We start from the raw sequence: 13,300 nt of genomic DNA on the forward strand, positions 1-13,300 counted from the left end.
GCCGGAACCTCCGCCCGGTCGGACGCACGGGAGGACCTGATGAGCAGCACACGCCGGGTGGGCGCGGTCGGCGCCGACGGCGTCGGGGGCCCGAGCGCCCCCGCCACCCCCGAGGCGGTGCTCGCCGACCTCGCACAGGCACTGGGCCAGGTCCGCCGCGGCCGGTTCGACGTGCGGTTGACCCACCGCGACGGCGTCGGGGCCGAGGCCGTCGACGAGTTCAACGAGATGCTGGCCGTCCTGGAGCGGCGCAACCGCGACCTGCTGCGGATCAGCCGGGTGGTGGGCCGGGAGGGCCGCACCGCCGACCGGTTGGACGAGGAGTCCTACGACGGGTCATGGGCCACGGGCCTGCGCGCGGTCAACGCCCTGATCGACGACCTGGCCGAGCCGACCGCGGAGATCGCCAGGGTCATCGAGGCGGTGGCCGAGGGCGACCTGTCCCAGCACATGGCGCTGGAGATCGAGGGCAGGCCGCTGCGCGGCGACTTCCGGCGGATCGGCCGGACCGTGAACACGATGGTCGACCAGCTGTCCTCGTTCGCCGACGAGGTCACCCGGGTGGCCCGCGAGGTGGGCACCGAGGGCGAGCTGGGCGGCCAGGCCGACGTGCGCGGGGTGTCGGGCACCTGGCGGGTCATGACCGATTCGGTCAACACCATGGCCAGCAACCTGACCGGCCAGGTGCGCTCGATCTCCTCGGCGGCCACCGCGATCGCCCGCGGCGACCTGTCGCGCACGATCACGGTCAACGCCCGCGGCGAGGTCGCCGAGCTGGCCGACACGATCAACGCGCTCACCGCCACGCTGCGCCTGTTCGCCGACGAGGTCACCCGGGTGGCCCGCGAGGTGGGCACCGACGGCCTGCTCGGCGGTCAGGCCGCGGTGCCGAACGTGGCCGGCACCTGGAAGAACCTCACCGACGCGGTGAACCTGATGGCCGCGAACCTGACCACCCAGGTGCGCGGCATCGCCCAGGTGGCGACCGCGGTGGCCTCCGGCGACCTGACCCAGAAGATCACCGTCGACGCCCGGGGCGAGATCCAGGAGCTGAAGTCGACGGTGAACACGATGGTCGACCAGCTGTCCTCGTTCGCCGACGAGGTCACCCGGGTGGCCCGCGAGGTGGGCACCGAGGGCAAGCTGGGCGGCCAGGCCCAGGTCCCCGGCGTGGCCGGCACCTGGCGCGACCTCACCGACAACGTCAACCAGCTCGCCTCGAACCTCACCGACCAGGTGCGCAACATCGCCCAGGTCACGACGGCGGTGGCCAAGGGCGACCTGTCGCAGAAGATCACCGTGGACGCCCGGGGCGAGATCCTGGAGCTGAAGTCGACGGTGAACACGATGGTCGACCAGCTCTCGTCGTTCGCCGACGAGGTCACCCGGGTGGCGCGCGAGGTGGGCACCGAGGGCAAGTTGGGCGGTCAGGCCGAGGTGGCCGGCGTGGCCGGTACCTGGCGCGACCTCACCGAGAACGTCAACCAGCTCGCCGGCAACCTGACCGGCCAGGTGCGCAACATCGCCCAGGTCACGACGGCGGTGGCCAAGGGCGACCTGTCGCAGAAGATCACCGTGGACGCCCGGGGCGAGATCCTGGAGCTGAAGTCGACGGTGAACACGATGGTCGACCAGCTCTCGTCGTTCGCCGACGAGGTCACGCGCGTGGCGCGCGAGGTGGGCACCGAGGGCAAGCTGGGCGGCCAGGCCCAGGTGGCCGGGGTCGCGGGCACCTGGCGCGACCTCACCGACAACGTCAACTACATGGCGTCCAACCTGACCGGCCAGGTGCGCAACATCGCCCAGGTGACCACGGCGGTGGCCAAGGGCGACCTGTCGCAGAAGATCACCGTCGACGCCCGGGGCGAGATCCTGGAGCTCAAGCTGACGGTGAACACGATGGTCGGGCAGCTGTCCTCGTTCGCCGACGAGGTCACCCGGGTGGCCCGGGAGGTGGGCACCGAGGGCAAGCTCGGGGGCCAGGCCCAGGTGACCGGCGTCGCGGGCACCTGGCGCGACCTCACCGAGAACGTCAACCAGCTCGCCTCCAACCTCACCGACCAGGTGCGCAACATCGCCCAGGTGACCACCGCCGTCGCCCGGGGCGACATGTCCCAGAAGATCACCGTGGACGCGCGCGGGGAGATCCTGGAGCTGAAGTCGACCGTGAACACGATGGTCGACCAGCTCTCGTCCTTCGCCGACGAGGTCACCCGCGTCGGACGCGAGGTCGGCACCGACGGCAAGCTGGGTGGTCAGGCCGAGGTGGCCGGCGTGGCCGGCATCTGGCGCGACCTCACCCAGAACGTCAACCAGCTGGCCTCGACGCTGACCACCCAGCTGCGCGCGATCGCGGCGGTGTCGACCGCGGTGGCCAGCGGCGACCTCACCCAGGCCATCCAGGTCGAGGCGGCGGGCGAGATCGCCGAGCTCAAGGACAACATCAACCAGATGATCGTGGCGCTGCGCGAGACCACGACCGCCAACGCCGAGCAGCGCTGGTTGGACTCCAACCTCGCCCGGCTGGGCGGGCTGCTGCAGGGCCAGCGCAACCTGGCCGAGGTCAGCCAGATGATCATGGATGAGATCACCCCGCTGGTGAAGGCCCAGGTGGGCGCGTTCTTCCTGGCCGCCGAGGCTCCCGGGGTGGGGGCCGAGGGCCCGCACTGGGTGCTGTCGGGCAGCTACGCGCTGGGCACCGCGGGCACCGAGCCGATCGAGTTCGCCACCGGCGAGGGGCTGGTCGGGCAGGCCGCCGCGACCCTGCAGACCGTGCGCATCGAGCACGTCCCGGTCGACTACCTGGCGATCCGCTCCGGCACCGGCGGCGCTGTCCCGGGGGAGGTGGTGGTGCTGCCGGTGCAGTTCGAGGGCGAGTGCCTCGGCGTGATCGAGCTGGGCTCGGTGCGCCCGTTCTCCGCGCTGCACCTGGCGTTCCTGGAGCGGATGGTGGCCGCGATCAGCGTCGCGATCACCACGATCCGGGCCAACCGGCGCACCGAGGAGCTGCTGGCCCAGTCCCAGCGCCTGGCCATGGAGCTGCAGGACCAGTCGGCCGAGCTGCAGCGGGCCAACGCCGAGCTGGAGGAGAAGGCCGAGCAGCTGTCCTCGCAGAACCGCAACGTCGAGATCAAGAACATGGAGATCGACGCGGCCCGGCGCGGGGTCGAGGAGAAGGCCCAGCAGCTGGCCTCGGCCAGCCAGTACAAGTCGGAGTTCCTGGCCAACATGAGCCACGAGCTGCGCACCCCGCTCAACTCGCTGCTGCTGCTCTCGCGGCTGCTGGCCGAGAACCCCGACCGCAACCTCACCGCCAAGCAGATCGAGTTCGCCAGCACCATCCACAGCGCGGGCTCGGACCTGCTGCGCCTGATCGACGACATCCTCGACCTGACCAAGATCGAGGCCGGCCGGGTCGACGTCGACCTGGCCGCGGTCCGGCTGTCGGACGTGTGCTCCGGGCTGGAGCAGTCGTTCCGCCCGCAGGCCGAGGACAAGGGCCTGGAGATGCGCGTCGAGCTGGCCGACGACGTGCCCGAGGAGATCACCACCGACGCCCAGCGGCTGCACCAGGTGCTGCGCAACCTGCTGGCCAACGCGGTCAAGTTCACCGACCGCGGCCACGTCACCCTGGAGATCGGGCTGGCGCCCGCGGCCGCGCTGCACGGCGTGCCGACGCTGGACGCCGCCCGCCACGTCGTCGCGTTCGCGGTGCGCGACACCGGGATCGGGATCCCGGGGGAGAAGCTGGACATGATCTTCGAGCAGTTCCAGCAGGCCGACGGCACCACCAGCCGCAAGTACGGCGGCACCGGGCTGGGACTGTCGATCTCCCGGGAGCTGGCCCGGCTGCTCGGCGGCCGCATCGACGTGACCTCCGAGGTCGGCGTCGGCTCGGTGTTCACCCTGCTGCTGCCCGACGAGCTGGGCACCTCCGGGGCCACCGCCCGGATGCTGCCCCGCCAGCTGCCCGTCGAGCCGATCACGGGGCCGATGTCGAACCCGGGGGCGCCGCCCATCTTGCGCGACCGGAACTCCGCGGCCGGCGCCCGCCCGACCCCGGAGCTGACCGGGGCCACCGTGCTCATCGTCGACGACGACGTGCGCAACGTGTTCGCGCTGACCAGCGCGCTGGAGCTGCGTGGGCTCACCGTGCTCTACGCCGACAACGGACTGGAGGGGATCCGGCTGCTGACCGAGCACCCGGAGGTCGACGTGGTGCTGATGGACGCGATGATGCCCGACCTCGACGGCAACGAGACCACCCGCCGGATCCGGGCCCTCCCGCAGGGCCGCGACCTGCCGGTGGTATTCCTGACGGCCAAGGCGATGCCAGGCGACCGGGAGTCCAGCCTGGCCGCGGGGGCCACCGAGTACGTGACCAAGCCGGTCGACCTGGACGACCTGCTCACCCTGATGGCGGCCTGGATCGCCCCGGCCGGGGCCGCGGGCGGAGCGGCGCGATGAGCGGTCGGCAGTTGGCCCGGGTGCTCGCCGTCGACGACCGGCGGGAGAACCTGCTGGCCCTGCAGGCGATCCTGGAGGGCCTCCCCATCGAGATGGTCGCGGTGACCAGCGGCGAGGACGCCCTCAAGCGGCTGCTGGTGGAGGACTACGCGGTCATCCTGCTCGACGCGCACATGCCCGGCATGGACGGCTTCGAGACCGCGGGGCACGTCAAGCAGCGCGAGCGCACCCGGCACATCCCGATCCTGTTCCTGACCGCCGTCGACTACGACCCGCACCTGGCTTTCCGCGGCTACCAGGCCGGCGCGGTGGACTACATCACCAAGCCGTTCGACCCGTGGGTGCTGCGTTCGAAGATCGCGGTGTTCGTCGACCTGTGGACCACCCACGCCCGGCTCACCGAGCAGGCCGCCGAGACGGCGCTGCTGCGCGCGGCGATCGACGATGCGGTCGAGGTGCTCGACCGGGGCGAGCCGGGGGCGGCGGCGCGCGCCAGGGAGCGGCTGCACGGTGCCCGGGTCGAGCGGGTGCAGCGGCGCGTGGGGTCCTGACCCGCGGGGGTGTCGCGAGGGGGCTACTTGCGGAAGGCGTCCTTGACCTTCTCGCCGGCCTGCTTGAGGGTGCCGGCCACGCGGTCGGCGCGGCCCTCGGCCTCGAGGTCCGGGTCGTCGGTCGCCCGGCCGACCTGCTCCTTGGCCCGGCCCTTGAGCTCCTCGGCCTTGTTCTGGAACTTGTCCTCGGTCGCCATGTCGCGCCTCCGCGGTGTCGTGGCGGTCGCCCGCCCAGGTCGCTGTCCCGGCAGAGGTACCCGACCCGCTCGGACGGCACACGTGGTCGACGTGCGGGCGAGCTACTTCGCGCGTCCGTGCGGGCGCAGCACGTAGCCCGCGTAGCCGTAGTCGTCGCCGTGGGCCCGCCGGACGTCGATCTCCCTGGCCACCTCGTCGAGGACGGCGGGGTCGACGCCCCGGGCCCGCAGCGCGTCGATCCGGTCGGCCAGCGGTCCGTAGTAGGCCGCCCAGTCCGAGTCGGGCAGCAGGTAGGTCGCCCGCACGGTCCACCCGGCGGCCTCGGCGGCGGCGGCGTTGGCCGCGGTGCTGCGCATGCCCGGGTAGGCCGGGTCCCAGAAGGCGCGGGCCCCGGCCGCGGGCTGCGGGGTCGTCCACACGGCTTCGGTCAGCACCAGCACGCCGTCCGGGGCGAGCAGGCGCCGCCACTGCGCCAGCGCGGCGTCGAAGCCCATCAGGTAGGCCGACCCCTCGGCCCAGAGCAGGTCGGTCCCGCCCGCCGGCAGCGGCAGGTCCTGCATCGCCGCGTCCAGGGTCTCGATCCGCTCGGCCAGCCCGGCCGCCCGCGCCTCGGAGCGCAGCCGGTCGAGGAAGGGGGCGTGGGTGTCGACCGCGACCACCTCGCCCCCGGTGGCCGCGGCGAGCGGCAGCGAGGCCGCGCCCGTGCCGCACCCGATGTCGAGGATGCGGGGCCGGTCGGGCAGCGGCGCGGCCAGTCCCAGCAGGAGCTCGGTGGTGGCCACCGATCCGGGGGCCTGCCGGGGGAGGCCGTCGTGGGCCATCCAGAACACGTCGGCCGGGCCGGGGGAGTTCGTCACGACCGGCATCGTGCCGGGACGCCTCAGCGGCGGGCGAACCAATTCAGCCAGCGGAGGCGGTCGGGGCGCGCCACGGGTCGGGACGGGAGCGGGCCGCCCTCGCGCCGGGGGTGCGGCGGGGCCGGGTGCCCGCCGGCGCGACCGGGCACCGCACCCTGTCCGCGGCGCGTGTCGCCCATCGCCGGGACGCGCGGGGGGTGCGGCGCGCCCAGCCAGACCCGTCCCATTCGGCACCCCCGTATCCGACGGCCGCATGGTCGTGGAACGACGACGGCGTCGTCAGGGGTGCTTCCGCTGAACGGAAGGCGAAAGGGGATGCGTTGGTCACACTGCGTTGGCCGCCCGCTTCGGTCACCCCGCGTCGGTCACACCCCGGGAGCGGGGCCGGCGCCGCGCCCGGCCGCGAGCCGGGCGAGCAGCGGCGCCACCAGCAGCATCGCGATCACCCGCAGCACCTGCCCGGCCACGACGAACGTGACGTCGCCGCCGGAGGAGATGGACGTGGCCAGCACCGCGTAGACGCCGCCGGGGGTGGTGGCGAGGTAGCCGTCGAGCAGCGTCGCCCCGGTCGCCGCCGACAGCAGCAGGCCCAGCCCCGCGCAGGCCCCGATGACCGCCAGGATCAGCGCCGTGGCCGACGGCAGCACCCCCACCACCAACCGCAGGCTCGGCCGGGTGAACCGCACCCCGGCCTGCCACCCGATGACCGCGTAGGCCAGCTCGACGAGCAGGTCGGGTGGCTGGGCCCCGAACGACCACCCGGCCAGGTTGAGCGCGATGGCGACGGTCATCGGGCCCAGCAGCCCGCCTGCGGGCAGCCGGGCCAACCGGGCCAGGCCCAGCCCGACCGCGGCGCAGACCACCACGAAGACGAGGTCGACGCCCCAGGGCGCACCGGCGTCGGGGGCCGGGGCCGGACCGGCCCCTGCCGACGCGCCGAACACCACCGCGGCCAGCAGCGGCATGAGGCCGGTGACCACGCCCACCCGCAGGTACTGCACCACGGCCACGACCCGCTCGTCGGCGCCGAGGTCGCGGCTGATCGCCACCAGGCCCGACGCCCCGCCCGCGGTGAGCGCCAGCATCCCGGTGAGCGCGGACACCCCGCGGCGCAGCCCCAGCAGCAGCCCCGCCGCCATGCTGACCGCCAGCGTGGCCAGGGTCACCAGCAGCACCGGCAGCCACTGCGGGGCCAGCGCGGCGAGCGTGCCGGGTTGCGCGAGCACCCCGATGACGACCCCGATGACGGCCTGCGCGGCGGTGGTGGCCGGGCGCGGCACCGACCGCGGGGCCGCGCCCAGCAGCGCCAGGGCCGTGGCCGCGATGAGCCCGGCGAACAGCGCGGGGGAGGGCACGTCCAGCGCGGCCATCCCCGCGGTCAGCGGGGCGGTCAGCAGGACCAGCCAGAACCAGCCCGCCCACCGCCGCACCCGGCCATCCTGCACCCGCCCGCGTCCCGGGCGGGGCCGGTGTGGGTCACTCCACGGCGCCGTCGGTGGGCGTCGTCGCGGCGATCCACACCGTCTTGGCGTTGACGAACGCCAGCGGCCCGAACTGGGCCAGCTCGCGGCCGTAGCCGGAGTTCTTCGCCCCGCCGAAGGGCACCTCGGGGGTGGACTCGGTGAACTTGTTGATGTAGATCATGCCCGTCTCCACCTCCTCGACGAAGCGCCGCTGCTCGTCCTGGTCGGCGGTCCAGGCGCTGCCGCTGAGCCCGAACGGCGAGTCGTTGGCGATGCGGATGGCGTCGTCGAGGTCGCGGGCCCGCCACAGCGTGGCCACCGGCCCGAACAGCTCCTCGCGGTGCGCGGGGGAGCCCGCGGGCACGTCGGCCAGCAGGGTGGGCGGGTAGAAGTGGCCGGGCCCGTCCAGCGGCTTGCCCCCGGTGACCAGCCGGGCGCCCGCGGACACCGTGTCGCGCACCTGCTGGTCGATGGTCTGCACCGCGTCCGCGTTGACCAGCGGGCCGAGGTCGGTGTCCGCGGCGGTCGGGTCGCCGACCTTCTTGGCCTCGAACCGGCGGGCCACCCCGCGCTCGAACTCGTCGGCGATCGACTCGTGCACGATGAACCGCTTGGCGTTGACGCAGGACTGGCCGTTGTTCAGCAGCCGGGACGCCACCGCGGCCTCGAGCGCGGCGTCCACGTCGGCGGAGGGCATGACGATGAAGGCGTCGCTGCCGCCCAGCTCCAGCACGCTCGGCTTGATCGCCTCACCGGCCGCCGACCCGACCTGCCGGCCGGCGGGCTCGCTGCCGGTCAGCGTGGTCCCGCGGACCCGGTCGTCGGCGACGATCCCGGCGACCTTGCCCGAGGACACCAGCAGCGTCTGGAAGGCGCCATCGGGGAAGCCCGCCCGCAGCAGCACGTCCTCGATCGCCAGCGCGCACTGCGGCACGTTCGAGGCGTGCTTGAGCAGCCCGACGTTGCCGGTCATCAGCGCGGGCGCGGCGAACCGGAAGACCTGCCAGTACGGGAAGTTCCACGGCATGATCGCCAGCACCGGGCCGATCGGCTCGTAGCGGGTGAACACCCGGGCCCCGTCGCCGCCGGCCGGCTCGTGCGGGACGTCGGCCAGGATCTCCTCGGCGTGGTCGGCGTACCAGCGGCAGCCCTTGGCGCACTTGCCCACCTCGGCCACCGCCGAGGCCAGCGTCTTGCCCATCTCGGTGACGGCGATGCGGCCGAGCCGCTCCGCCTCCTCGTCGAGCAGGTCGGCCGCGCGGCGCAGCCAGCCGGCCCGTTCGGCGAACGTGGTGCGCCGGTAGGTGCGGAAGGTGTCGGCGGCGCGCTGCAGCCGAGCGTCCAGCTCGGCGTCGGTGAGCTCGTCGAACTCCTGGAGGGTCTCACCCGTCGCCGGGTTCGTCGTCGCGATGGCCATGGTGTGGTGCTACCCCCTCGCAGCGCTCGGCAACACCCCCCGACCCGTGTGTTCCGCCCGCGGTCAGTCGCACTCGGACAACCTGGCGGTCAGGAACGCGCGGTCGGCGTCGTTGCCGGCCAGCTCCAGCGCCCGCGCGTACTGGGCCCGGGCGGCGTCGGCGGCGCCGAGGCGGCGCAGCAGGTCGGCCCGGGTGGCCGGGAGCAGGTGGTAGCCGGCGAGCCGGTCGTCGAGGCCGTCGAGCAGGTCCAGCCCGGCCGCCGGGCCGTCCACCTCGGCGACGGCGACGGCCCGGTTGAGCCGCACCACCGGCGAGCCGGTGCGCGCCTCCAGCACGGCGTAGAGCCGCGCGATGCGCGACCAGTCGGTGCCGGCCGCCGTCGCGGCCCAGGCGTGCTCGGCCGCGAAGGCGGCCAGCAGCACGTACGGCCCGGCGGCGGGCAGCGCGACCCGGCGGGCGGCCGCGCGGGCCACGGCCAGCCCCTCGGCGAGGGCCGCGGCGTCCCACCGCGAGCGGTCCTGGTCGGCGAGCAGCACCAGCCGTCCGTCGCCGTCGACGCGGGCGGCGCGGCGGGCGTGCTGGAGCAGCAGCAGGGCGTGCAGGCCCAGCGCCTCGGGCTCGTCGGGCAGCAGCGCGGCCGCGGTGGCGGCCAGCCGGACCGCCTCCGCGCACAGGTCGGCGCGCACCGGCGCGGCGCCCGCGCTGGCCGAGTGGCCCTCGGTGAAGATCAGGTAGATCACCCGCAGCACCCCGGCGAGCCGGTCGGGCAGCTCCGCGCCGGTCGGCACCCGGTAGGGGATGGCGGCGACCGCGATCTTGCGCTTGGCCCGGGTGATCCGCGCGGCCATGGTCGCCTCGCTCACCAGGAACGCCCTGGCGATCTCCGCGGTGCTCAGCCCGCCCAGCATGCGCAGGGTCAGCGCGACCCCCGCCTCGACCGACAGCGCCGGGTGGCAGCAGGTGAACAGCAGGCGCAGGCGCTCGTCGGGGACGGCGTCCACCTCCGCACCCCCTTCGTCCGGGCCGGGAACCGTGCCGGGCTCGGCCAGCAGCGGCAGCTTGCGGGCCAGCGTCGCCTCCCGGCGGAAGCGGTCGGTGGCCCGGCGCCGGGCCACCGACAGCAGCCAGGCCGCCGGGCGGTCGGGGACGCCGTCGCGCGGCCACGTCGCGACGGCGGTCGCGAAGGCGTCCTGCAGGGCCTCCTCGGCGGCGTCGAGGCCGCCGAGCTGGCGGGTGAGCAGGGCGAGCAGGCGCCCCCACGACTCGCGGAGCGCCCGCTCGACCTCGCCGGCCGGATCCTGCCGCCCGCTCACCCGCCTGCCCTCACTTGGCCGGGCGCACCTCGATGCGGTCGCTGGGCAGCAGCGGGATCTTGCGCGCCCACTCGACCGCCTCGTCGATGGTCCCGACCTCCAGCACGTAGAACCCGCCGAGCTGCTCCTTGGTCTCGGCGAACGGGCCGTCGGTCACCGTGCCGTCCGCGCCCAGGGTGCGGGCGGTCGACGGCGGCGCGAGCTCGGCGCTGTAGGGGATCGCGACCCCGGCCGCCTTCGCCTCGTCCATGAACGCGATGTGCCCGGCGTACATCTCCTTGCCGGTCTCCTCGTCCAGGGCGCGGTACGCGTCGTCGTCGCCGACGATCGTCAGTACGAATTCCATCCGTGTCCTCCGGGGTCGCAGTGGTGTGTGCTTCCACCTCGATGACGAGCGGAGGGGCGCCGGATCGACGACCCGGGTCAGTCGACCACGCGGATCCGCACCCGGCGGTTCTGCCGGCCCTTGTTCTCCACCTTGACCACCCGCAGCCGGCCGATCTGCTTCGTCGAGGCCACGTGCGTGCCGCCGTCGGCCTGCACGTCCAGGCCGGTGATGTCGACGATCCGCACCTCGGTCTCCTCGGCGGGCACCAGGTTGGTCTGGGTGCGGATGATGTCCGGGATGGCCATGGCCTCGTCGCGGGGCAGCACCCGCACGTCGACCCGGCGGTCGGCGACGACCTCGGCGTTGAGGGCGTCCTCGAGGGTCGTCTTGAAGCCGTCGGGCAGCTGGGGGAGGTTGAAGTCCATCCGGGCCTCGCCCGGCTCCATGTTGCCGCCGGTGACCAGCGCGCCGTGATCGCGGAACACCACCCCGCACAGCACGTGCAGACCCGAGTGGGTGCGCATCAGCAGGGAGCGGCGCGGGTCGTCCACGGCGCCGGTCACCGCGGTGCCCACGGGCGGCACCGGGTCGCCCTCGGCGGGCACGAGGTACGGGTCGTCGCCCTTGACGGTCCCGACGATCCGGGTCTGCACGCCCTGCCAGAGCAGGACGCCGTGGTCGGGCGGCTGCCCCCCGCCCCCCGGGTAGAACGCCGAGCGGTCGAGCACGATGCCGCGGTCGGGGTCGACGCCCACGACGGTGCACTCCCACTCGCGCAGGGACGGGTCGGCGAGGTCGAGCCGCTGCGTGCGGCCGTGCTGCGAAACACCCACACCGCACCCTAGCCACCACCCCGCCGCCTGCGGCAGACGGCCGAGGGCGGCGGGGGAGCGGGACGTCCCGCTCGTTCGGCGAGAGGGCCGAAGGGCTGGGGAGCGGTCAGACGGGCTTGACGGACTCGGTCGGCCGGCGGCGGCCGCCGCGGGTGAACCCGGCCGCCTCGGCGGCCTCCGGCGTGGTGAACCACACCTCGGCGCGGGTGCGGGAGTAGTACGGCGACTCCGGCTCGTGGTAGCGCTTCGAGCCCGCGTTGCCCTTGACCGTGAACTCCGGGCCGGGGGCGGCGCCGCCGGCGACCGGCAGGGCCGATCCCGGGCCGAACGGGGCGGCGCCGGCGACCGGGGCGCGGTCGGCGGTGGCGGCGTCGTTGCGGCGGGTCGCGGCGCGGCGGGGCGCCGTCGTCCGGCGGGTGGAGGTCGCGGGGGGCGCGATCGGGGCACCGGCCGTCCCGGTCGCGGGCGCCTCGACGGCCGGCGTCTCGGCCGCCGGGCTGTCGGCCGCCGGGCTGTCGGCCGCCGGGCTGTCGGCCGCCGGGCTGTCGGCCGCCGGGCTGTCGGCCGCCGGGCTGTCGGCCGCCGGGCTGTCGGCCGCCGGGCTGTCGGCCGCCGGGCTGTCGATGACGGGGCCGGTGGCCGCCGGGGTGTCGGTCACGGAGGTGCCCGCGGTCGGGGCATCGACCGCGGGGGTCTCGACGGTGGCCTGCGCCGCGGGCGGCGCCGGGGGTGCGACGTCGTCGGTCGCCGGCGTGCTGCCGTTGGCGGCGGGCTCGTCGGTCGCGGGGACCTCGGGAGTGGTCTCGGGGGTCGGGGCGACGGGGGTGGAGCCGTTGCGCGAGGTCCGCGGGGCGCGGGGCGCCCTGGTCCTGGTCCGGGCGGGCGTGGCCGCGGTGGCCTCGGCGGCGGGGGTGGCCTCGGCGGCCGGGGCCGCGGTGACGCCGGTGTCGGTCGGGGAGGTCGGCTCGGAGGTCGGCTCGGTGGCGGGAGCGTTGACGGTCTCGACCGGGGTGGCCTTGGCCGCGGTCCGCTTGGCCACGCCGTTGCGCGAGGCCCGCGCGGCGGGGGCTGCGTCGGCGGGGGCTGCGTCGGCGGCGGCGGGGGTCTCGACCGGGCCGGCCGGGACCGCGTCGGTGGCGGGGACCTCGGTGGCGGTCTCGGGCGCGGTCTCGGCGGCGGTCTCGGCGGGGGCCTCGGCGGCGGCCGGGGTGGTCCCGTTCGGCGAGGTGGTGGCCGGGGTGGTCGCGGTCGACTTCGCCTCGACCGGCGCGGCCTCGTCCTCGGCGGGGGTCTCGTCCGCCGTGGGGGTCTCGTCGGCGGCGGGGGTCTTGTCCGCAGCGGGGGCCTCGTCTGCCGCGGGGGTCTCGTCGGCCGCCGGGGCCTCGTCCGCGGCAGCGGTCGGCTGCGCGGGCCCGATCCCGGCGGTGTCGCCCTTCGTCACCGGGGCGGCGGCGGTCTGCGGGGCCCCGGTGACGGCACCGGCGGCCGGGGAGCGGCGCTGTCGCAGCAGGCCCAGCCCGAACCAGCCCACCAGGACGCCGGCGGCGAACGCGATCAGAATCCAGAGCCAAGTCACGGGCTGGTCCTCCAGGACGGATGTGCGGCGACCGGGCGGTGTTCGGGGACCGCCCGGCCGGGGAGCGGACGTGCGCGAAGGTGGCAACCGTCCTGCGTCGAGGTCACGGGGTGGTGACGGGCCGGCCACAGGGCGTTCAGCGGTCGCCGGCGACCGGCGGATGGTAGGGGTGCGGCGGCGCCGGTGGGGCGGGTGTGCGCCGATCGGGCGCCCCCGCACGGTGAAGCGTGCGATCCGGTGGTGGTGCCGCGCACACCTGCCCGTCGTTCGCCCGCCCGCGCCGCCCCGGGTGCGAG

Annotated in this window: 10 protein-coding genes; 2 read left to right on the forward strand and 8 right to left on the reverse strand. The window is 75.1% G+C overall.

Features of this window, described 5'->3' with window-relative positions; translation table 11 throughout:
- Positions 1–39 precede the first annotated feature (39 nt).
- Both KDL28_RS27050 and KDL28_RS27055 read left to right on the forward strand, forming a co-directional pair.
- A complete protein-coding gene (locus KDL28_RS27050; RefSeq protein WP_252442936.1) occupies positions 40–4,467 on the forward strand; it encodes a HAMP domain-containing protein in 4,428 nt (1,475 codons plus the stop codon).
- Positions 4,464–5,018: a response regulator gene (locus tag KDL28_RS27055; RefSeq protein ID WP_252442938.1), complete on the forward strand. Its 555-nt coding sequence runs from the start codon at positions 4,464–4,466 to the stop codon at positions 5,016–5,018. The genes KDL28_RS27050 and KDL28_RS27055 overlap by 4 nt, the downstream gene beginning before the upstream one ends.
- A gap of 23 nt (positions 5,019–5,041) precedes the next feature.
- On the opposite strand, the gene KDL28_RS27060 is transcribed toward KDL28_RS27055, so the two are convergent.
- The 8 genes from KDL28_RS27060 to KDL28_RS27095 all read right to left on the reverse strand — a co-directional run bounded on the left by KDL28_RS27060 (position 5,042) and on the right by KDL28_RS27095 (position 13,004).
- Complete coding sequence (locus KDL28_RS27060) at positions 5,042–5,215, reverse strand: CsbD family protein (protein ID WP_252442940.1); 174 nt, start codon at positions 5,213–5,215, stop codon at positions 5,042–5,044.
- A gap of 102 nt (positions 5,216–5,317) precedes the next feature.
- Positions 5,318–6,073 carry a class I SAM-dependent methyltransferase gene (locus tag KDL28_RS27065; RefSeq protein ID WP_252442942.1) on the reverse strand — a complete coding sequence of 252 codons (756 nt, stop codon included), beginning with the start codon at positions 6,071–6,073 and terminating at the stop codon, positions 5,318–5,320.
- A gap of 365 nt (positions 6,074–6,438) precedes the next feature.
- On the reverse strand, positions 6,439–7,503 hold the full coding sequence (locus tag KDL28_RS27070) for an AbrB family transcriptional regulator (RefSeq protein WP_252442944.1): 1,065 nt from the start codon (positions 7,501–7,503) through the stop codon (positions 6,439–6,441).
- Positions 7,504–7,549: 46 nt separating this feature from the next.
- Positions 7,550–8,953 (reverse strand): NAD-dependent succinate-semialdehyde dehydrogenase, encoded by a 1,404-nt coding sequence (locus KDL28_RS27075; RefSeq protein ID WP_252442946.1) that lies wholly within the window; start codon positions 8,951–8,953, stop codon positions 7,550–7,552.
- A 63-nt stretch (positions 8,954–9,016) separates the two neighbouring features.
- On the reverse strand, positions 9,017–10,267 hold the full coding sequence (locus tag KDL28_RS27080; RefSeq protein WP_252442948.1) for an RNA polymerase sigma factor: 1,251 nt from the start codon (positions 10,265–10,267) through the stop codon (positions 9,017–9,019).
- A gap of 10 nt (positions 10,268–10,277) precedes the next feature.
- Positions 10,278–10,613, reverse strand: a complete 336-nt coding sequence (locus KDL28_RS27085) for a YciI family protein (protein WP_252442950.1) — start codon at positions 10,611–10,613, stop codon at positions 10,278–10,280.
- 77 nt (positions 10,614–10,690) lie between these two features.
- Positions 10,691–11,428, reverse strand: coding sequence for an alanyl-tRNA editing protein (locus KDL28_RS27090; protein ID WP_252442952.1), 738 nt, complete (start codon positions 11,426–11,428; stop codon positions 10,691–10,693).
- 106 nt (positions 11,429–11,534) lie between these two features.
- A complete protein-coding gene (locus KDL28_RS27095) occupies positions 11,535–13,004 on the reverse strand; it encodes a LapA family protein (RefSeq protein ID WP_252442954.1) in 1,470 nt (489 codons plus the stop codon).
- Positions 13,005–13,300 lie beyond the last annotated feature (296 nt).

Origin of the sequence: Pseudonocardia humida (genome assembly GCF_023898865.1) — a bacterium.
In the GTDB taxonomy this organism is placed as follows: domain Bacteria; phylum Actinomycetota; class Actinomycetes; order Mycobacteriales; family Pseudonocardiaceae; genus Pseudonocardia; species Pseudonocardia humida.